At 61.0% G+C, this 21,461-nt stretch carries 17 protein-coding genes; 14 read left to right on the forward strand and 3 right to left on the reverse strand.

The annotated features are described in order from the left end of the window. The first annotated feature begins 701 nt into the window (after positions 1–701). A complete protein-coding gene (locus tag VF672_RS19975) occupies positions 702–1,178 on the forward strand; it encodes an REP-associated tyrosine transposase (protein ID WP_331106272.1) in 477 nt (158 codons plus the stop codon). Between the two features lie 379 nt (positions 1,179–1,557). Here the strand turns inward: VF672_RS19975 and VF672_RS19980 are convergent, their stop codons facing one another. Continuing rightward, positions 1,558–2,397, reverse strand: a complete 840-nt coding sequence (locus tag VF672_RS19980; RefSeq protein ID WP_331106273.1) for a 23S rRNA (adenine(2030)-N(6))-methyltransferase RlmJ — start codon at positions 2,395–2,397, stop codon at positions 1,558–1,560. A gap of 329 nt (positions 2,398–2,726) precedes the next feature. On the opposite strand from VF672_RS19980, the gene VF672_RS19985 reads away from it, so the two are divergent. After that, complete coding sequence (locus tag VF672_RS19985; RefSeq protein ID WP_331106274.1) at positions 2,727–2,993, forward strand: hypothetical protein; 267 nt, start codon at positions 2,727–2,729, stop codon at positions 2,991–2,993. A 36-nt stretch (positions 2,994–3,029) separates the two neighbouring features. Here VF672_RS19985 and VF672_RS19990 read toward each other — a convergent pair whose 3' ends face one another. Together VF672_RS19990 and VF672_RS19995 are read right to left on the reverse strand one after the other, a co-directional pair. Further along, positions 3,030–4,133, reverse strand: coding sequence for a GlxA family transcriptional regulator (locus tag VF672_RS19990; protein ID WP_331106275.1), 1,104 nt, complete (start codon positions 4,131–4,133; stop codon positions 3,030–3,032). 458 nt (positions 4,134–4,591) lie between these two features. Further along, positions 4,592–5,968 carry an L-serine ammonia-lyase gene (locus VF672_RS19995; protein WP_331106276.1) on the reverse strand — a complete coding sequence of 459 codons (1,377 nt, stop codon included), beginning with the start codon at positions 5,966–5,968 and terminating at the stop codon, positions 4,592–4,594. 474 nt (positions 5,969–6,442) lie between these two features. Here VF672_RS19995 and VF672_RS20000 point away from each other — a divergent pair, with 474 nt between their 5' ends. The 12 genes from VF672_RS20000 to VF672_RS20055 form a co-directional block, all read left to right on the forward strand. Then, the gene (locus VF672_RS20000) at positions 6,443–7,390 is read left to right on the forward strand and encodes a choline ABC transporter substrate-binding protein (protein ID WP_331106277.1); all 948 of its coding nucleotides are present in this window, start codon (positions 6,443–6,445) and stop codon (positions 7,388–7,390) included. Between the two features lie 67 nt (positions 7,391–7,457). Beyond that, entirely contained in the window at positions 7,458–8,303 is an 846-nt protein-coding gene (gene choW, locus VF672_RS20005; protein WP_272904057.1) for a choline ABC transporter permease subunit, read from the forward strand. Beyond that, positions 8,300–9,481, forward strand: coding sequence for a choline ABC transporter ATP-binding protein (gene choV / locus VF672_RS20010; protein ID WP_331106278.1), 1,182 nt, complete (start codon positions 8,300–8,302; stop codon positions 9,479–9,481). Before choW ends, choV begins: the two co-directional genes overlap by 4 nt. A 196-nt stretch (positions 9,482–9,677) precedes the next feature. Further along, positions 9,678–10,271, forward strand: a complete 594-nt coding sequence (gene betI / locus VF672_RS20015) for a transcriptional regulator BetI (RefSeq protein ID WP_074892155.1) — start codon at positions 9,678–9,680, stop codon at positions 10,269–10,271. A 75-nt stretch (positions 10,272–10,346) separates the two neighbouring features. Next, complete coding sequence (gene betB / locus VF672_RS20020; RefSeq protein WP_331106279.1) at positions 10,347–11,819, forward strand: betaine-aldehyde dehydrogenase; 1,473 nt, start codon at positions 10,347–10,349, stop codon at positions 11,817–11,819. A 163-nt stretch (positions 11,820–11,982) separates the two neighbouring features. Continuing rightward, positions 11,983–13,686 (forward strand): choline dehydrogenase, encoded by a 1,704-nt coding sequence (betA, locus tag VF672_RS20025; protein WP_331106280.1) that lies wholly within the window; start codon positions 11,983–11,985, stop codon positions 13,684–13,686. 258 nt (positions 13,687–13,944) lie between these two features. Further along, complete coding sequence (locus VF672_RS20030; RefSeq protein WP_331106281.1) at positions 13,945–15,387, forward strand: TldD/PmbA family protein; 1,443 nt, start codon at positions 13,945–13,947, stop codon at positions 15,385–15,387. Continuing rightward, complete coding sequence (locus VF672_RS20035) at positions 15,387–16,712, forward strand: TldD/PmbA family protein (protein WP_331106286.1); 1,326 nt, start codon at positions 15,387–15,389, stop codon at positions 16,710–16,712. Before VF672_RS20030 ends, VF672_RS20035 begins: the two co-directional genes overlap by 1 nt. 197 nt (positions 16,713–16,909) lie before the next feature. Further along, complete coding sequence (mdtD, locus tag VF672_RS20040; RefSeq protein ID WP_331106282.1) at positions 16,910–18,352, forward strand: multidrug transporter subunit MdtD; 1,443 nt, start codon at positions 16,910–16,912, stop codon at positions 18,350–18,352. An 86-nt stretch (positions 18,353–18,438) separates the two neighbouring features. Next, positions 18,439–19,818 carry an ATP-dependent RNA helicase DbpA gene (gene dbpA, locus VF672_RS20045; RefSeq protein ID WP_331106283.1) on the forward strand — a complete coding sequence of 460 codons (1,380 nt, stop codon included), beginning with the start codon at positions 18,439–18,441 and terminating at the stop codon, positions 19,816–19,818. Positions 19,819–19,963: 145 nt separating this feature from the next. Further along, entirely contained in the window at positions 19,964–21,142 is a 1,179-nt protein-coding gene (locus tag VF672_RS20050; RefSeq protein ID WP_331106284.1) for an NAD(P)/FAD-dependent oxidoreductase, read from the forward strand. 109 nt (positions 21,143–21,251) lie between these two features. Further along, the coding region (locus VF672_RS20055; RefSeq protein WP_331106285.1) for a hypothetical protein at positions 21,252–21,461 on the forward strand (210 nt) is incomplete at its 3' end.

Below are 21,461 nucleotides of genomic sequence, written 5' to 3' on the forward strand. Positions count from 1 at the left end.
TCCACACTGGCCTCTTCCCGGCTGAAGCCGGTCCTACTGACACCGCGCGTAACCCTTGTAGGACCGGCTTTAGCCGGGAAGACGTCGTGTGTCATGCCGCAGAATTGAGGGTGTTGCCACTGGCCCCTTTCGGCTGAAGCCGGTCCTACTGAGACCGCGCGTAAGCATTGTAGGACCGGCTTTAGCCGGGAAGAAGTCGGTAGTCACGCCGCAAAATTGAGGGTGTTGCCACTGGCCCCTTCCCGGCTGAAGCCGGTCCTACTGAGACCGCGCGTAAGCATTGTAGGACCGGCTTTAGCCGGGAAGGCGTCGGTTGTCACGCCGCAGAATTGAGGATGTTGCAACTGACCCCTTCCCGGCTGAAGCCGGTCCCACAGACCAGTCGCGTACACCTGTATGACTGGCTTTAGCCGGGAAGACGTCGTGTGTCATGTCGCAGGATCGAGGGTGTCCACACTGGCCTCTTCCCGGCTGAAGCCGGTCCTACTGACACCGCGCGTAACCCTTGTAGGACTGGCTTTTAGCCGGGAAAGCGTCGTGTCTCATGCCGCAGGATCGAGGATGTCCACACTGGCCTCTTACCGGCTGAAGCCGGTCCTACTTAACATCACCGTCCGCCAGAAATCTTCTGACAACCACTAGCCATACTTGAGTCCGCTTTCTGCTTTTATTGTTTGCCCTCACACGAAGAGGAGCAATGGATGCAGGAAATCAAACATGGGCGGTCTCTCCGTATCGGTCGATCTTCCCAGCCAGGGAACGTCTATCTCGTGACCTCTGTGGTCAAGAATCGCCTGCCTATATTCGGTGATATTCAGAAAGCCCACCCGGTGGTCACGGAAATGGAGCACTTGCATGACTCAGAGGTTGTGTACTCGATGGCGTGGGTGGTTATGCCTGACCATCTTCATTGGTTGTTTGAACTCAAGTCAGGATCACTGCCCACGCTCATGCAATCGCTGAAGGGCAGAAGTGCCTTCGAAGTAAACAAGGCTTACGGCGCAAAAACACTCACATGGCAGAAGGGTTATCACGATCACGGAGTCAGGGCTGAAGAGGATCTCGTCGAGATTGCGCGATATGTCGTTAATAACCCAGTAAGGGCAGGCTTGGTGAGTCAGCGGGAGGAGTATCCATTGTGGGGTTGTGAATGGGTGCTCGAGCAGGACTGGCTTTAGCCGGGAAAGCGTCGGGTGTCACGCCGCAGAATCGACGGTGTAGCACCTGGCCTCTTCCCGGCTGAAGCCGGTCCAACTGACACCGCGCGTAACCATTGTAGGACTGGCTTTAGCCGGGAAGACGTCGTGTGTCATGCCGCAGGGTCGAGGGTGTCCACACTGGCCCTTTCCCGGCTGAAGCCGGTCCCACAGACCAATCGCGTACACCTGTAGGATTGGCTTTAGCCGGGAAGACGTCGGTTGTCACGCCGCAGGGTCGAGGGTGTCCACACTGGCCTCTTCCCGGCTGAAGCCGGTCCCACAGACCAATCGCGTACACCTGTAGGACTGGCTTTAGCCGGGAAGACGTAAGCCGTCACGCTGCAGAAACCCGGCGTAGTTATTCCGCAATCAACCAGTCCATCTTCCAGTCACCCTGCGTCTGGCCGAGTTTCTTCGCCAGCCATGGCATCAATTCGCGCAGCTCTTCTTCCAGCCCCCATGGCGGATTGGCGATCGCCAGGCCGGAGCCGTTGAGGCTGTTGGGTGTGTCCAGCGGATGCACGAACAACTCGACGCGCAGCAACTTCGGCGCGCCGGTTTCGGCCAGTTCCTGATAGAAACGCTTGAGCGCGCGCTGGTCCTTTATCGGGTACCAGATGGCCGTAACGGTCTGGCGCATGCGCGCGACAGTTTCTTTTAAGGCGACGGAGCAGCGCTTCATTTCGTCGAGTTGCTCGAACGGCGGGTCGATCAGCATGACTGCACGCTTCTCGTGAACCGGCAACAACGCGCGCGGTACGTGCCAGCCTTCGCCGAGATGCACGGCAACACGGCGGTCGTATTTCATGTTGTCTTTGAGCAGCGCGCCGTCTTCGGGGTGCTTTTCGTTGAGCAGCACGCGGTCCTGTTCGCGGGTCAGGCGACGGGCCAGTTCGGGCGAGCCCGGGTAGTAACGCAGCTCGCCGGTCTTGCTGTTCATCTGGCGAATAGCATCAATGTAACCGGCCGCCATCTCAGGCACGTCATCGGCCTCCCACAAGCGGCCAATGCCTTCGATCCATTCGCCAGTGCGCGTTGCCTGATCGCCCTGCAAATCATAAAGGCCGATGCCCGCGTGGGTGTCGAGGTAAGCGAATGGCTGCTCCTTGCGCGACATAAGCGCGATCAAGCGAGTCAGAACGATATGTTTGAAGACGTCGGCGTGGTTGCCGGCGTGGAAGGCGTGACGGTAATTCATGGCGGCTCCTGGAAGGCTGCGGAGTTTAACAAAACAGCTGAAGTTGCGCAGACCGCTCATGCCCTGCCCGCCCGGGGAGCCAAACAACGGGCAAAAAAATCCCCGGTTAAGCCGTTACAAAACCGGGGGCGAGGCACGCGCGCGAGCAGAGGGTGACCAAACCGTATCCCGCGCGCTGTAAGTGAAGCGATTATGGCAAACGGACCAACCGGTTACATAGCCGAAAACGACACGGTTATACGCATGCCAGACATCAGCGCCACGCGCACTTGCCGAGCGAATACGCGCGCGACCAGAATCGGTTCAATCCCACCAAAGGAGCCAACCTCATGATGCACGCAGACCTTATCGACCAGGACGATCTGATCAGCCAACTCAGATCGATCGGTCTCGACGTGCCGTCCGGCGTCAGCGCAGAGCAGGCGTGCGCTCAAGCGGTGCGCGGTCTGAATGAAGACCGCGCCCGCGAATTGCGCAAGCTGGTGGAAAAGATACTCAGCGGCAGTGCGACGGTTCTGCCGGCGGTGCGCCAAGCGATTGATCAGCAGTTATTGCCTGCGCTTGCGACCTACAAGCAGGGCCAGGCGCAGGCGTGAACTAACGCAACGCCGACCGATCGCAAAGCGCCGGCCTTACAAGCGCACACTCGCAAACGTCGATTCATTGCGCGCCTGACTCAATGCCGACAGCGGGCCGGACAGCGGCGTCATGACCATCGACTGCGGGATCGGCAGCATTACCACCTGTTGCGCGGTATTGGAGCCGACGCGCTCGTCACGCGGGGGGATGCCGAAGTATTCGCGGTAGCACTTGGAGAAGTGCGGCGTGGACACGAATCCGCAGACCGATGCCACTTCGATGATCGACATCGGCGTCTGCTTGAGCAACTGGCGTGCGCGGATCAGGCGCAGCTTGAGGTAATAGCGCGAGGGCGAGCAGTGCAGGTATTTCTGGAACAGCCTTTCCAGCTGACGCCGGGACACCGCCACGTAAACCGCCAGTTCGTCCAGGTCGATCGGTTCTTCGAGGTTGGCCTCCATCAGCGCGACGATTTCCTGCAGCTTCGGCTGATTGGTGCCCAGCATGTGCTTGAGCGGCACACGCTGGTGATCCTGTTCGTTGCGGATGCGCTCGTAGACGAACATCTCCGAGATCGCGGCGGACAGCTCACGGCCATGATCGCGGCTGATCAGGTGCAGCATCATGTCCAGAGGGGCGGTGCCGCCGGAGCTGGTGAAGCGATTGCGGTCGAGGGTGAACAGTCGCGTACTCATGGCGACGCGAGGGAAAGCTTCCTGCATGGCGGCGAGGCATTCCCAGTGCACGCTGCAATCAAACCCGTCCAGCAGGGCCGCACACGCCAATGCCCAGCTCCCGGTACACACCGCACCCAGCCGGCGAGACTGGCGCGCCTGACTTTGCAGCCAGCTGACGTGCCCGCGGGTGACGGTGCGCTGAATGCCGACGCCGCCGCAGACAATCACCGTGTCGAGCACCGGCGCCTTGTGCATGGCGGCGTCCGGAGTGATTTGCAGACCGTCGCTGGCCCAGACCTGGCCGCCATCAGCGGTCAGCGTGGTCCAGCGATACAGCTCGCGACCTGAAAGCTGGTTCGCCATGCGCAGTGGCTCGACCGCAGACGCGAGGGAGATCAGTGTGAAGTTGTCCAGCAGCAGGAAGCCGATGGATTGGGGCGCACGGTTCTGGGGTTGAGCCCCGGAGTTGAACGTAGTCATCACACTTTCTCCTCACACGTAAAACGGTTGAAGGCCTCGGCAAAGGCTCTCGTTGTATCGCCCCCATCTGTGGAGGGCTTGGTCAATGCAACGCAAATGCCATGCCTAAAGTTGAATGGGCATTCAACAACCCCTGATCGCGACGTCGCGAAGTGTCTATTCAGGAGCGACATGATGATTCGATTCACGACCTCAGCGCCGCCTGACCGCGGGAACGGTGGGCGGGATGAGCAATTCCGTAGCACTTGTGTGAACCATCGGACAGGCAGGGAGTCCGCGAGTGTCACCCGACGCACGGGGTGACCGGCCGCCCGCAAGAGGCTGCGTATTCGGATGGCATCGCGCCAGCCTGGCAGTGGGTGCGCGCTAAAACGTAGCGGCGGGAGTAAGCCGTGGGCGAAAAGCGAGCAGCCAGATCTGACTCATCTTCAAACCCGGGTGCGCAGGATGTTACCGGCTCAACATTCGACCGCACTTACGGCCAGCCCGCCGCGCGACGTCTCTTTGTATTTGTCGTGCATGTCGGCACCGGTGTCGCGCATGGTGCGGATGACCCGGTCCAGCGAGATGAAGTGCTGGCCGTCGCCACGCAGGGCCATCTGCGCGGCGTTGATGGCTTTTACGGCGGCGATGGCGTTGCGCTCGATGCAGGGGACCTGAACCAGGCCGCCCACCGGATCGCACGTGAGCCCCAGGTTGTGCTCCAGGCCGATCTCGGCGGCGTTGCATACCTGTTCAGGCGACGCACCAAGGATGTCCGCCAGTCCGGCAGCCGCCATGGCGCACGCCGAACCGACCTCGCCCTGACACCCGACCTCGGCACCGGAGATCGACGCATTCTTCTTGCAGAGAATGCCGATAGACGCGGCCGCCAGCAGGTAATCCACCACGTTGGCTTCGCTCACCTCATCACTGAACTTGACGAAGTAATGCAGCACCGCCGGAATGATGCCTGCCGCGCCGTTGGTGGGCGCCGTGACCATGCGACCTCCAGCGGCGTTTTCCTCGTTGACCGCCAGCGCGAAGAGATTGACCCACTCCATGGCGCTCAATGTCGAGCCAATCACATTAGGCTTGTTCAGTTCCAAAAGGCTGCGATGCAGACGCGCCGCACGGCGACGCACATTCAGACCGCCCGGCAAGATGCCTTCATGCTTCAAACCCAGTTCCACACATGCCTGCATGGCCCGCCACAGGTGCATGAGCCCAGCGCGAATCTCCTCTTCGCTGCGCCAGACCTTCTCGTTTTCCATCATCAGTTGCGACACCCGCAGGCCGTGTTTCTCGCAGAGCATCAGCAGCTCCTCGGCGCTGGAAAAGTCGTAGGGCAGCACCGTCTCGTCCCGATCCAGCACGCCACTGGCGGCCTGGGCTTCATCGACGACAAAACCGCCGCCCACCGAGTAGTACGTGTCGCGGTGAAACTCGCCGCGCTCATTGAACGCGACCAGGGTCATGGCATTGGGATGGAACGGCAGGTTTTCGTCGATGAGCAGCATGTCGCGCGACCAAACGAAAGGTATCGGACGATCACCGTTGAGCTTCAAGGTGTTCGTTTCACGCAGTTCGGCAATGCGCTGGCCGATCAGCGCGGGATCAATCGCATCGGGCCAGTCGCCCATCAATCCCATGATCACGGCGCTGTCGCTGCCATGGCCGACACCGGTCGCCGACAACGAGCCATAAAGCCGGACTTCAAGGCGGTGCACCTGCGCCAGCTGATCGCGCTCGCGCAGGCCCTGAACGAACAATGCCGCAGCGCGCATCGGCCCGACGGTGTGAGAGCTGGACGGGCCGATACCGATCTTGAACAGGTCGAACACGCTGATTGCCATTACCCGCAAACCTCCGAAAACAGGGCTCCCGGCGCACCGCGCGGCCGGCGAAGGAGCTGCTACGCTCAAGCAGCGATCCATCGAGATGGCAGCATCATCAGCCTTTTGTTTTACGCGGCGGCGTCTCACACCGACTCACCCATGCCCACCAACGTCGTCGCGGCGCACGCCCTGCCTGAGCACGATCGGCTGCCGATTTCGGCACTTTTTGCCGTATCGTCACTCTGCTTTGTCCCGGGGATCATTCGGCGAGCGGGGAAAAAAGCTGTAAGCGACGTCACTGATGCTGGATACGACTCCCTGTGTACTGGATACGACGCCCCCTGTAGGCGTTTGTTTTTCGCTGTTACATGATCGTTGTCGACTCAATCGCCAGACGCAGTGATAGAGCAGTTTTCTCAACTTGACTCGCCGACACCAGAAAACGCATCAGCTGCGGCTGATGCCGAGAAGAAAACACCAAAGGAGTCCAACATGAAAGGTTCACAAAGGCTGTTGCTGGGCGTTGCGCTGAGTCTTCCCCTCCTGGCCCAGGCCGCAGAGCCCGCCGCTTGCAAGACGGTCAATTTTTCCGATGTGGGCTGGACCGACATAACGGCGACCACCGCCGTCACCAGCGTCGTGCTGCAATCGTTGGGCTACAAAACCAAAACCACCATGATTTCCGTGCCCGTGACCTACAAGTCGCTGGCCGATGGCAAGAACATGGACGTCTTCCTGGGCAACTGGATGCCGACCATGGAAAACGACATCAAGGCCTACCGCGACGCCGGCACCGTCGAGACCGTGCGCGCCAACCTTGAAAACGCCAAGTACACCCTCGCCGTTCCCCAGGCCCTCTATGACAAGGGCCTTCATGACTTCGCCGACATCGTCAAATTCAAGAAAGAGCTCGACGGCAAGATCTACGGCATCGAACCGGGCAACGACGGAAATCGCCTGATCCAGAGCATGATCGACAAGAACGCCTTTGGCCTGAAAGACGCCGGCTTCAAGGTCGTCGAATCGAGCGAAGCGGGGATGCTGTCCCAGGTTGACCGCGCCTCGCGACGCAACACCGACGTGGTGTTCCTGGGCTGGGAACCGCACCCGATGAACACCCGCTTCAAAATCAAATATCTCACCGGCGGCGATGATTTCTTCGGCCCCGACTTCGGCAAAGCCACTGTCTACACCAACGTGCGCAAGGGCTACACCACCGAGTGCGCGAACGTCGGTCAGTTGCTGAAGAATCTGTCCTTCACCCTGCCGGTGGAAAGCGCGTTGATGGGCAACATCCTCGACGACAAGATGAAGCCTGAAGCCGCCGCCAAGGCGTGGCTGAAAACCAACCCTCAAGTACTCGATACCTGGCTGGCGGGTGTCACCACCGTGGACGGAAAACCTGGCCTGGAAGCCGCAAAAGCCGAGCTGACGAAGTAACTCGACAGGCAGGCGGGTACGCCCGCCTGTTGTCCTCTTTTCATCCCGCACGCGGACAACCGATACCATGCTGACTGATCATAAAATCCCTCTGGGTCAATACATCGCCGGCTTTGTCGAATGGCTGACGCAGCACGGCGCCAGCACCTTCGACGCCATCGCCTCGTCACTGGAAACCATGATCCACGGACTGACTGGCGGCCTGACCTGGTTCAACCCCTTCGTGCTGATCGGCCTGGTTGCCCTGCTTGCCCACTTTATTCAGCGCAAATGGGGCTTGACCGCATTTGTGATCATTTCCTTTCTGCTGATCCTCAACCTGGGTTACTGGCAGGAAACCATGGAGACCCTGGCGCAGGTACTGTTCGCCACGGCGGTCTGTGTGGTGATTGGCGTGCCGCTGGGCATCATTGCCGCGCACAAGCCGATGTTCTACACCTGCATGCGACCCGTGCTCGACCTGATGCAGACCGTCCCTACCTTCGTTTACCTGATCCCGACCCTGACTCTGTTCGGCCTCGGCGTGGTGCCGGGCCTGATTTCGACGGTGGTGTTCGCGATTGCCGCGCCTATCCGCCTCACCTACCTGGGCATCTGTGATGTCCCGCAGGAACTCCTCGACGCCGGCAAAGCCTTCGGCTGCTCGCGCCGTCAACTGCTCTCGCGCATCGAACTGCCCCACGCCATGCCGAGCATCGCGGCTGGCATCACCCAGTGCATCATGCTGTCGCTGTCGATGGTAGTGATCGCTGCGTTGGTGGGGGCGGACGGCTTGGGCAAACCCGTGGTCAACGCATTGAACACTGCTGATATCGCCCTGGGCTTCGAAGCGGGCCTGGCGATCGTATTGCTGGCGATCATGCTCGACCGGATCTGCAAACAACCGGACGCAAAAGTGAGGGCCGACGCATGAGCATCATCAAATTCGATCAGGTTGACGTCGTCTTTTCCAAAGACCCGCGTGAGGCACTCAAGCTGTTGGACCAGGGCCTTACGCGGGCAGAAATCCTCAAGAAAACCGGGCAGATCGTCGGCGTTGAAAAAGCTTCGCTGGAGATCAACAAAGGGGAGATCTGCGTGCTGATGGGCCTGTCCGGCTCGGGCAAATCCAGCCTCCTGCGCTGCATCAACGGCCTGAACACGGTCAGCCGCGGTTCGCTGTTCGTCGAGCACGAAGGCAAGCAGATCAACATCGCTGCCTGCACCCCCGCCGAGCTGAAGATGATGCGCACCAAGCGCATCGCGATGGTGTTCCAGAAGTTCGCGCTGATGCCTTGGCTGACCGTGCGGGAGAACATCAGTTTCGGCCTGGAAATGCAGGGCCGCCCCGAGAAGGAACGGCGCAAGCTGGTGGACGAAAAGCTTGAGCTGGTGGGCCTGACCCAATGGCGCAACAAGAAGCCCGACGAGCTGTCGGGCGGCATGCAGCAGCGTGTCGGCCTGGCGCGGGCGCTGGCAATGGACGCCGACATTCTGCTGATGGACGAGCCGTTTTCGGCCCTCGACCCGCTGATCCGCCAAGGCCTGCAGGATGAACTCCTGGCCCTGCAGAAGAAGCTGAACAAGACCATCGTTTTCGTCAGTCACGACCTGGACGAGGCGCTCAAGCTCGGCACCCGGATCGCCATCATGAAAGACGGCCGGATCATTCAGTACAGCGTGCCTGAAGAAATCGTGCTCAACCCCGCCGACGAGTACGTGCGTACGTTTGTCGCCCATACCAATCCGCTCAACGTGCTCTGCGGTCGCAGCCTGATGCGCCCGATCACCCAGTGCACGCGCATCAATGGTTCTCAGGTATGCCTGGACCCGAGCGACGACACATGGATTGATCTCACCGACGGCAACGCCATCACGGGCGCCCGCCAGCACGGTGCGACCCTTGATTTGCAAAGCTGGGCGCCGGGCCAGTCGGTGGAAACGCTGGGCCGCAAACCCACTGTTGTTCACTCTGACATCGGCATGCGCGACGCCTTGCAAATCCGCTACCACACCGGCAACAAGCTGGTCCTGCAGGAAAACAACGAGCTGGTCGGCATCCTCGGCGACAGCGAGCTGTATCACGCATTGCTGGGCAAAAATCACGGCTGAGAGCAGCAATAAGTTGAGAGTTACAAGCCGCAAGAACGGGTTTCCAAGCCCATTTCTTGCAGCTTGAAGCTCGGCGCTTGTAGCTGCTTTTCTGCGCCTCCAATTTTTTGTTGATTGAACGTTCAATTAAAAAGCTTTACAGTGGACGCCGTTTCCAGCCATTCACGATCACCCGGCACGTCAAGGAGCCCTAAAGATGCCCAAGGTCGGTATGCAACCCATTCGGCGCCAACAGTTGATCCAGGCCACCCTCACGGCGGTCGATCAGGTCGGCATGGGCGACGCCAGCATTGCGCTGATCGCCAGACTGGCAGGGGTCTCCAACGGCATCATCAGTCACTACTTCCAGGACAAGAATGGCCTGATCGCAGCGACGATGCGCCACCTGATGAATGCGCTGATCGCCAGCGTCGCCGAGCGGCGCCGGGCGTTGAACGACGACAGCCCGCGGGCTCATCTGAAAGTCATCATCGAAGGCAACTTCGATTCCAGCCAGGTCAATGGCCCTGCAATGAAAACCTGGCTCGCCTTCTGGGCAACCAGCATGCATTCGCCCTCGCTGCACCGGTTGCAGCGGATCAACGATCACCGCCTGTATTCCAACCTCTGCTGCCAGTTCCGCCGCGCACTGCCGCTGGATGAAGCACGCAGCGCAGCCCGAGGGCTGGCGGCTTTGATCGATGGCTTATGGCTGCGCGGCGCGCTCTCGGGCGACGCGTTCGATACCGAACAAGCGCAACGGATCGCCTACGAGTACATGGACTTTCAACTGGCAAAAGCGCCGAGCTGAAGCAGCCGGCATCACGATCGAGGCTGCGCACGGCGCACCCGATCGTTACCCATCCCAGACTACTGCGAGGACTTTATGGCCCGTTTCGAATTGCAAAAACTCTACATTGACGGCCGCTACGTCGACGCCAGCAACAACACCACCTTCGACGCCATCAACCCGGCCACGGGCGAAGTCCTGGCCCAGGTGCAGCGCGCGAGCAAAGAAGACGTCGAGCGCGCCGTTATCAGCGCAGAAAAAGGCCAGAAAATCTGGGCCGCCATGACCGCCATGGAGCGCTCGCGCATCCTGCGTCGTGCGGTCGATATCCTGCGTGAACGCAACGATGAACTGGCCGAACTGGAAACCCTGGACACCGGCAAAGCGATCTCCGAAACCAAATACGTCGACATCGTCACCGGTGCCGACGTGCTGGAGTACTACGCCGGCCTGGTGCCTGCCATCGAAGGCGAGCAGATTCCGCTGCGTGACACCTCGTTCGTCTACACCCGCCGTGAGCCACTGGGCGTCACCGTCGGCATCGGCGCGTGGAATTACCCCATCCAGATTGCCTTGTGGAAGTCCGCGCCTGCGCTGGCCGCCGGCAACGCAATGATCTTCAAGCCGAGCGAAGTCACCTCGTTGACCACGCTCAAACTGGCAGAAATCTACACCGAAGCCGGCGTGCCGGACGGCGTCTTCAACGTACTGACCGGCGCCGGCAGCGAGGTCGGCAGCTGGCTGACCGAGCACCCGCGCATCGAGAAGATCTCGTTCACCGGTGGCGTGCAGACCGGCAAGAAAGTCATGGCCAGCGCTTCGAGCTCCTCGCTCAAGGAAGTGACCATGGAGCTGGGCGGCAAATCCCCGCTGATCATTTTCGACGACGCCGACCTGGACCGCGCCGCCGACATCGCAATGATGGCCAACTTCTACAGCTCCGGTCAGGTCTGCACCAACGGCACACGGGTGTTCGTGCCGAGCGCGCTGAAGGCAGCGTTCGAAGCGAAAATCCTGGAGCGCGTCAAGCGCATCCGCGTCGGCGACCCGCAGGACGACAACACTAATTTCGGCCCGCTGGTGAGCTTCGCGCACATGGAAAACGTGCTCGGCTACATCACCAAAGGCAAGGAAGAAGGCGCACGCCTGCTAATCGGCGGTGATCGTCTGACCGAGGGCGACCTGGCCCGTGGCGCGTTTGTTGCGCCGACGGTCTTCACCGACTGCACCGATGAGATGACCATCGTCAAAGAGGAAATCTTCGGCCCGGTCATGAGCATCCTCAGCTACGACAGCGAAGAAGAAGTGGTTCGCCGCGCCAACGACACCGAAATGGGTCTGGCCGCCGGTATCGTGACCAAGGACCTGAACCGCGCGCACCGCGTGATCCATCAACTGGAAGCCGGTATCTGCTGGATCAACGCCTGGGGCGAGTCCGACGCGAAGGTGCCGGTCGGTGGCTACAAGCAGTCGGGCGTGGGCCGCGAAAACGGCATCAGCTCACTGGCGCAGTACACACGGATCAAGTCTGTTCAGGTCGAGCTGGGCGATTACGCGTCGGTGTTCTGATCCCGCACCGCCCCTTGTGGGAGCCCGCTTGCTCGCGACTGAGTCAGCTCATTCAACGTTGTAGAACCTGACCCATCGCGTTCGCCAGCAAGCCGGCTCCTACAAGTTGTAACCGATTACCTTCGCTCCATTTTCAGACATATCTCAAAGAGGGAGCATTTCAATGTCCCAGGAATACGACTACATCATCATCGGCGCCGGCTCGGCCGGTAACACTTTGGCAGCCCGTCTTACCGAAGACGCCGGCGTCACCGTCCTGTTGCTCGAAGCAGGCGGTCCGGACTACCGCGCCGACTTCCGCACGCAGATGCCGGCCGCTCTCGCCTTCCCGCTGCAAGGCCGTCGCTACAACTGGGCCTACGAGACAGAGCCCGAGCCGCACATGAACAACCGCCGCATGGAATGTGGTCGCGGCAAGGGCCTGGGTGGCTCGTCGCTGATCAACGGCATGTGCTACATCCGCGGCAACGCCATGGACTACGACGGCTGGTCGAAAAACCCGGGACTGGAAGACTGGTCCTACCTCGATTGCCTGCCTTATTTCCGCAAGGCCGAAACCCGCGACATCGGCCCCAACGACTACCACGGTGGCGAAGGCCCGGTCAGCGTGACCACGCCCAAGGCCGGTAATAACCCGCTGTTCGCCGCAATGGTGGAAGCAGGCGTGCAAGCCGGCTATCCGCGCACCGACGACCTTAACGGTTATCAACAGGAAGGCTTTGGCCCGATGGACCGTACCGTCACGCCGGCTGGCCGTCGTGCCAGCACCGCGCGTGGTTATCTGGATGAAGCCAAGAAACGTTCGACCTTGACCATCGTCACCCACGCGCTGACCGACCGCATTCTGTTCGACAACAAGCGCGCCGTCGGCGTGGCCTACATGGTCGGCGACAGCGACGCCCGCATCGAAGCGCGTGCGCGCAAGGAAGTCCTGCTGTGTGGCGGCGCAATTGCCTCGCCACAGATCCTGCAGCGTTCCGGCGTCGGCCCTGCGCCGCTGCTGAAGAAGCTCGACATTCCGGTGGTGCACGATCTGCCGGGCGTTGGCGAGAACCTGCAAGACCACCTGGAAATGTACCTGCAGTACGCCTGCAAAGAACCGGTCTCTTTGTACCCGTCGCTGCTGTGGTGGAACCAGCCGGCCATCGGCGCCGAGTGGATGTTCCTGGGCAAGGGCATCGGCGCCAGCAACCAGTTCGAGGCGGGCGGCTTCATTCGTTCGCGCAAGGAATTCGAATGGCCGAACATTCAATATCACTTCCTGCCGGTCGCGATTAACTACAACGGCAGCAAAGGCGTGCAAGAACACGGCTTCCAGGCTCACGTGGGTTCGATGCGCTCGCCCAGCCGTGGCCGCGTGCAATTGAAGTCGAAGAATCCGCGCGAGTACCCGAGCATTCTTTTCAACTACATGGCGTCCGAGCAGGACTGGCAGGAATTCCGTGACGGCATTCGCCTGACCCGCGAAATCATGCAGCAGCCGGCGCTGGACCGTTACCGTGGCCGCGAAATCAGCCCGGGCATCGAGGTGCAGACCGACGAGCAACTGGACACCTTCATCCGCGAGCACGCCGAGACCGCGTATCACCCGTCCTGCTCGTGCAAAATGGGCACCGATGAGATGGCTGTCGTCGATGGTCAGGGTCGTGTGCACGGGATGGAAGGGCTGCGCGTGGTGGATGCGTCGATCATGCCGCTGATCACCACCGGTAACCTCAACGCGCCGACGATCATGCTGGCCGAGAAAATCGCCGACAAGATCCGCGGTCGCGCTCCACTGCCGCGCAGCACGGCTGATTACTACGTGGCAGGCGACGCGCCGGTGCGTGGCAAGCCGATGCGCGAAGTGGGCCCGTTGGCGCAGTAATTCGCACCAATCAGTGGGATCGGCCAAAACCGGTCCCACTAACGGCGCGCGCTGTGTCAGTGGGACCGGCTTCAGCCGGGAAGAGGCCAGTGGGTACACCCTCGATTTTGCGGTGTCACACCTGACGCATTCCCGGCTAAAGCCGGTCCCACAATGGGTACATCCTGTGCCCGCGTCGTACGACCCTCGCCGCTGCAGTGATCATCCGCGTTATGATTCGGGCCAATGCCTGTCCGAATCGCCAAGGAGCCTTCCTGCATGTTCGACTTCTCCGCTCAGCTCAAACAGCGGTTCGCCGCCCTGCAGAGCAGCGCCCCGTTTTTCTCCCTGCGTTACGTCAAACAGACCAGTCAGCATCTGTCGGTGCGCAAGAATGTGGCCGAACCGCCGCAGTTGAGCATCGACGAAGGCGCGATGCTCACCGTGCGTATCAATGGCGTCGAAGCTTATGCGGCCACCAACGATATCTCCCAACGCGGCCTTCAAAGCGCATTGGAACAGGCTGAAATTCAGGCGCGCCGGCTGGCTCCGCATTCCCTCCTCGACCTGCGCGACCATGCCGTCGCCACCGCTCGTGCCGACTACCTTTCGCCCAATTTGCACAACGCGTTTCCGTCGCTCAGCGACTGCTATGCGCTGCTCAATGTGGAGTCGGCCTCAGTGCCCAAGGACGAGCGTCTGGTCAACTGGCAAGTGAGCCTGGGGCTTGAGAACGTCGAGCAAATTTACCTCAACAACGCCGGTGCCGAGATCCGTCAGGCCCAGCGCTTCGTGTTCCCCGGTCTGAGCGTCACCGCGTACGACGGGCAAGACAGCCAGACCCGCAGCCTCGGTCGAGAAAACTTCGGTCAGCAAGGCGGCGAGGAAGTCATCACTTCGTGCGGGATCATTGGCGCGGCGGTTAACGTCGCCGATCAGGCGCTGCAACTGGTCATGGCGCCCAACACACCCAGCGGCCCGCGCGACCTGTTGCTGACGCCCGACCAGATGACCCTGCAGATCCATGAATCCATCGGCCATCCGCTGGAGCTGGACCGCATTCTGGGCGATGAGCGCAATTACGCCGGGACCAGCTTTGTCAAAGCCAGCGACTTCGGCAGCCTGCAATATGGCTCAAGCCTGCTGAACGTGACATTCGACCCTGAAATCCCGGAGCAACTGGCGAGCTACGGCTTTGACGACGACGGCACGCCCGCGAGCAAACAGTTCCTGATCAAGGAAGGCGTATTGGTGCGGCCCTTGGGCGGTGCCCTGTCGCAATACCGCAGCGGCATGGAAGGTGTTGCCAACAGCCGCGCATCCAGTTGGAACCGCGCACCCATTGATCGCATGGCCAACCTGAATATCGAGCCGGGCGACAAGTCGATGGCGCAGCTCATTGCCGGCATCGAGCACGGCATCGTGATGAGCACCAACCGCTCGTGGTCGATCGACGATGCGCGCAATAAATTCCAGTTCGGCTGCGAGTGGGGTCAACTGATCGAGGACGGCGAACTCAAGGGCGTGGTGAAAAACCCGAACTACCGTGCGATCTCCGCCCGCTTCTGGCGCAACCTCAGCGCAGTCGGCGACGCCAGCACTTTCAAGGTGCTCGGCACGCCCAACTGCGGCAAAGGTGAACCCAATCAAGTCATCCGCGTGGGGCATGCGTCGCCCGCGTGCGTGTTCGCCAGCGTTGATGTTTTCGGAGGTGACGCATGATGTCCCATCAAGCGCAATTCAAGGCCCTGGCCGAGTGGCTGAATAATGCGGTCACGGACGACGAGGGATATACCCTGAGCTACGACGCCGAAGCGTCGGACTTCATCCGCTTCAACCACGCCAAAGTGCGTCAGGCCGGCCATGTGCAGCAGGCCAGCGTGAACTTCAAGCTGATTGCCGACGGCCGTCACGCCAATCTGTACCTCACGCTGTCGGGCGATGCCGAGCTGGATCGACAGCGCCTGAGCGACGCCCTGCTGCAGCTGCGTGAAACACTGAAACTCTTGCCGCAAGACCCTTACCTGCAATTAAACGAAGAAGCCTGGCAGAGCAGCAATGTGCAAGAGACACCGTTGCCGGACAGCGCCCATGTCGTTGCGCTGATCACGCAACTGGGTGAAGGCCTGGACCTGGTCGGTATCTACGCGGCCGGTCCGATTTATCGCGGCTTCGCCAGTTCGAACGGTGCGCTGGGCTGGCATCAGGCCAACAGCTTCAATTTCGACTGGAGCCTGTTCCATGAGAACGGCCAGGCGGTGAAAGCCAATTACGCCGGGCACGCGTGGACCGACGAAGGCTTTACCCGGCGGTTCGCCCTGGCGCGTGAGCAACTTACGTTCCTCGGGCGCCCTGCGCATGCGCTTGCGCCGGGGCACTACCGCGCTTACCTGGCGCCTGCTGCGCTGGAAGAAGTCATGGGCATGCTCAGCTGGGGCGGTTTCTCGGCGCAATCGCTGGCTGACAAGACCAGTCCCCTGCAGCGGCTGTACGACGGCCATGCCACGTTGAGCCCGCTGGTGAGCCTGAATGAGCAGGTCAGCGGCTCGCTGTCCCCTGCGTTTTCCGGCGAGGGTTATCCGCGCATGGACCTGTCTCTGGTGGCTGAAGGCGTCGCTCGGGAGCGCATGATCGACTCGCGCAGCGCCGCGGAATACGGCCTTGTCGCCAACGGCGCCGGCTGGGGCGAGTCGCCGAGCGCGCTGAGCATGGAAAGCGGATCGCTGGCGCTGGATGAGGTCCTGAAAGCGCTGGGCACCGGTCTGTACATCAGCAATCTGTGGTATCTGAATTTTTCGGACCGTACTGCCGGGCGCATCACCGGGATGACGCGCTTTGCCACGTTCTGGGTCGAAGACGGGCAAATCAAGGCACCGGTCAACACCATGCGCTTTGACGACAGTATTTTCAGCCTGCTGGGGACGGCACTGGAGCAACTGACCAGGGAAAGGGAACTCCTGCTCTCGACAAGCACCTACAGTCAGCGTCAGACGGCGTCGAGCTTGCTGCCAGGCGCGCTGCTGAGTGCGTTGACGCTGACGCTGTAACCTCGAAGTCTGTCTGTGGGAGCAGGCTTGCTGGCGAAAGCGGTGGGTCAGTTATCCCAAGCGCGTCTGATGTCATGCGTTCGCCAGCAAGCCGGCTCCTGCGGTGTGCGACCAGAAGCAGGAACTGCAGTCCGACAAGTGGCCCGCGATAGCAACAACCCACAAAGAACGAGCAACCATAAGGACCTTCGATTTACATGCCAACTTCTACGCCGCAGCTGGACGCCCGCACCCTGCGCTGGATGCCATGGGTCATCGCCATCGCCTTCTTTATGCAGAGCCTGGACGGCACGATTCTCAACACGGCGCTGCCGTCCATGGCCCGCTCGCTGGCGGAAGACCCGTTGCGCATGCAGTCGGTGATCATCGCCTACATGCTGACCATCGCACTGCTGATCCCCGCGTCGGGCTGGATTTCCGACCGCTTTGGCATCAAGCGCATCTTCTTCAGTGCCATCTTGCTGTTCAGCTTCGGCTCGCTGCTGTGCGCGGTTGCCAATACCCTCGGCATGCTGGTCGGCGCGCGGATTATTCAGGGCCTCGGCGGGGCGTTGATGATGCCGGTGGGCAGGCTGATCGTGCTGCGTGCCTACCCCCGAACCGAACTGGTCCGCACGCTCAGCTTCATCACGATGCCGGCGCTGCTCGGCCCGCTGATGGGCCCCACGGTTGGTGGCTGGCTGGTGGAGTACCTGAGCTGGCACTGGATCTTCCTGATCAATATTCCTGTGGGAATTCTCGGTTGCTTCGCTGTCCGCAAATTCATTCCTGATCTTCAGGGTGGCGGCCGTACGCGTTTTGATCTGGTGGGGTTCGGCCTGTTTGGCGCGTCCATGGTGCTGATTTCGATTGCTCTGGAAGGCCTTGGCGAACTGCACTTGCCGCACCTGCGGGTGGTGATGCTGCTGTTCGCCGGCATGGCGTGTCTGGCGGCGTACTGGCTGCGCGCCAGTCATGTGGAAGCGCCGTTGTTCTCTGCCCAGCTGTTCAAGACCCGCAGTTTCGCAGTAGGCATCATGGGCAACCTGTTTGCCCGGCTGGGCAGCGGCGCGCTGCCCTTTTTGCTGCCGCTGATGCTGCAAGTCGCGCTGGGCTACTCGCCTTCGCACGCCGGGATGAGCATGATTCCCCTTGCGCTCGCGGCGATGTTCGCCAAGCCGCTGGCCACCAAAGCCATCGAGCGCTTGGGTTATCGCATCGTGCTGACCGGCAATACGCTGCTGCTCGGCATTTTGCTGGCAAGCATGGCGCTGGTCAGTGCCAACACGCCTTACTGGCTATTGTTGGTCCATCTGGCGCTTCTGGGCGGGGTCAACTCGCTGCAATTCTCGGCGATGAACGCAGTGACGCTGATCGACCTCGACGATGCCAGTGCCGCCAGCGGCAATAGCTTGTTGTCAGTGGTCGCGCAGTTGTCCCTCAGTCTGGGCGTCGCCTGTGCGGCCGCGTTGCTGGGCGGGTTCAGCGATGACGTGGCGACGGGAGACGTCAGCGACGTGCTCGGTGCGTTCCAGCTGACCTTCCTCTGTGTGGGCGTGCTGGCCATGCTCGCGGCGTCGATCTTCCTGCAACTGTCGCCACGCATGGCCCCGGAAGCGCCCGCGCGCAAGCCGCAACCGGAGCCCGAGATCGAGGCGTGATCGACTCACCATTTATCGCGCGCGGCCCCAAGGCAGGGGCCGCGACCTGATACACTGCGCGACATTTTGTTTTGCAGGCCCGTCCCGTGACTAACACCGCTTTTAACTCACTGCCCCTTTCCGCCGCCATGCTGGCTAACCTGGAGTCCCTTGGTTATGCCGAGATGACGCCGATTCAGGCGCAGAGCCTGCCGGTGATTGTCAAAGGGATGGACCTGATCGCCCAGGCCAAGACGGGCTCCGGCAAGACCGCTGCATTCGGCATCGGCTTGCTCAATCCGATCAATCCGCGTTACTTCGGCTGCCAGGCATTGGTGCTCTGCCCCACCCGGGAGCTGGCCGACCAAGTGGCCAAGGAAATCCGCCGTCTGGCGCGTTCCGAAGACAACATCAAGGTCCTGACCCTTTGCGGCGGCGTGTCTTTCGGTCCGCAAATCGGCTCGCTGGAGCACGGCGCGCACATCATCGTCGGCACCCCGGGTCGCATCCAGCAGCACCTGCGCAAGGGTTCGCTGGTACTGGACGGTCTGAACACGCTGGTGCTGGACGAAGCCGACCGCATGCTGGACATGGGCTTCTACGACGCGATTGCCGACATCATCGAGCAGACCCCGAAGCGTCGCCAGACCCTGCTGTTTTCGGCCACGTACCCGGTGGGCATCAAGCAACTGGCGTCGAAATTCATGCGTGACCCGCAGACCGTCAAGGTCGAGGCGCTGCATGCCGACAGCCAGATCGAGCAGATCTTCTACGAAATCTCCCCCGAGCAACGCCTCGAAGCCGTGGTGAAGGTGCTCGATCATTTCCGTCCACAATCCTGCGTGGCGTTCTGTTTCACCAAGCAACAGGTTCAGGAAGTGGTCGATCACTTGATCGCCAAAGGCATGTCCGCCGTTGGCCTGCACGGTGATCTGGAGCAGCGCGATCGCGATCAAGTGCTGGCGATGTTCGCCAACCGCAGCACCTCCGTGCTGGTGGCCACCGACGTCGCGGCGCGCGGTCTGGACATCGACGCATTGGACATGGTGATTAACGTCGAGCTGGCGCGGGATTCGGAAATCCACATTCACCGTGTCGGCCGTACCGGTCGTGCAGGGCAGACCGGTATCGCGGTCAGCCTGGTCGCCCCCGGCGAAAGTCAGCGCGCCCGCGCCGTTGAAGAGCTGCAGAAAGCCCCGCTCAACTGGCAGCAGTACGACCAACTGGAACGCAAGGAAGGCGGCAAGCTGTTGCCTCCGATGACCACGCTGTGCATCGGCTCGGGCCGCAAGGACAAACTGCGTCCCGGTGACATTCTCGGCGCGCTGACGGGCGAGGCAGGCATTCCCGGCACCCAGGTGGGCAAGATTGCGATCTTTGATTTTCAGGCGTACGTCGCCGTGGAACGCAGCATGGCCAAGCAGGCGCTGGAGCGTTTGAACAACGGCAAGATCAAGGGCAAGTCCCTACGCGTGCGGATTCTTTAATCCACCCAGTACCGCGTCGCCCCCTGATCGCGAGCAAGCTCACTCCTACAAGGCCGCGCACCCCCTGTAGGAGCGACCGGGGTGGCGACCCACCTTGCTCGCGAGACTCAATTCCAAACACCAACGAATCCCCGAGGACACCGCTTTGCCCGTTACTGACGTTGTGATCATCGGCGCCGGCGCCGCAGGTTTGATGTGTGCATTCACCGCGGCCCAGCGCGGGCGCAAGGTGGTGCTGATCGATCACGCCAATAAGCCGGGCAAGAAAATCCTGATGTCGGGCGGCGGCCGTTGCAACTTCACGAATATGTACACCGAGCCCGCCAACTTCCTCTCGCAGAACCCGCATTTCTGCAAGTCTGCGCTGGCCCGCTACACCCAGTGGGACTTCATCGAACTGGTGGGCAAGCACGGCGTGCCCTATCACGAGAAAAAACTCGGCCAGCTGTTTTGCGACAACAAGTCCAGCGACATCCTCGAACTGCTGCTCGCTGAATGCGACGCCGCCGGCGTGAGCCTGCACATGGACACCTCGGTGCAGAGCATCGAGAAAGCCGACAGCGGTTACCGGCTTGAAACAACCTTGGGCGAGCTCCATTGCGCGTCGTTGGTAATCGCAACCGGCGGCCTGTCAATTCCGACGCTGGGCGCAACCGGTTTCGGTTATCAGGTTGGCAAGCAGTTCGGCCACACACTGTTGCCCACTCGCGCAGGCCTGGTGCCGTTCACCATCACCGATCAGTTGAAAGCGCTGTGCACCGAGCTGAGTGGCACCTCGGTGGATTGCCTGGTGAGCTGCAACGACGTCAGCTTTCGCGAGAACATTTTGTTCACCCACCGCGGCTTGAGCGGGCCGGCGATTCTGCAGATTTCTTCGTTTTGGCAGAACGGCGACACGGTAGAAATCAATCTGATGCCCGACCACGACGCCCATAGCTGGCTGACGGAGCAGCAGGCCGAACGCCCCAACAGCGAGTCGAAGACGCTGCTCGGTGAGATTTTCACCAAGAAAATGGCCAACCTGATTGCTGAGCAATGGTTTGTGTCCAAGCCCATGAAGCAATACACCCATGCCGAACTGGCCGACATCGCCGCCAAACTGGCGAGCTGGCAAGTGGTGCCGGCGGGCACCGAAGGGTATCGCACGGCCGAAGTAACGCTGGGCGGCATCGACACGCGCGAGGTGTCCTCAAAGACGATGGAGTCCCTGAAATCGCCGGGGCTGTATTTCGTCGGCGAGGTACTGGATGTCAGCGGGCATCTGGGCGGCTTCAACTTCCAGTGGGCCTGGGCGTCAGCGTACGCGGCGGCGCAGTTCGTCTGACGAGGAGGACCGCGCCCGGAATAAATTTTGCTAACCGGATGTACAGCGCGCATCCGGCGCTGTACATATCCCTCAGCAAAATCAATCGCGAACAAGGCCGTCAGCGTTCATGGCATCGACATCGTTGCGCAATACCTTCCGCCGTCTCTGGGCGCTGGACAAGTTTTCCTACAGCGTGCGGGTGTTCATCGCCCTGACCGGCAGCATGGCGCTGTGCTGGTACCAGAACGAGATGTCCCAACTGATCCCGCTGTTCCTCGGGATTATCGCCAGCGCCCTGTCCGAAACCGACGACAGCTGGCAAGGCCGCCTCAATGCG

It is taken from the genome of Pseudomonas sp. (assembly GCF_036387035.1).
GTDB lineage: Bacteria > Pseudomonadota > Gammaproteobacteria > Pseudomonadales > Pseudomonadaceae > Aquipseudomonas.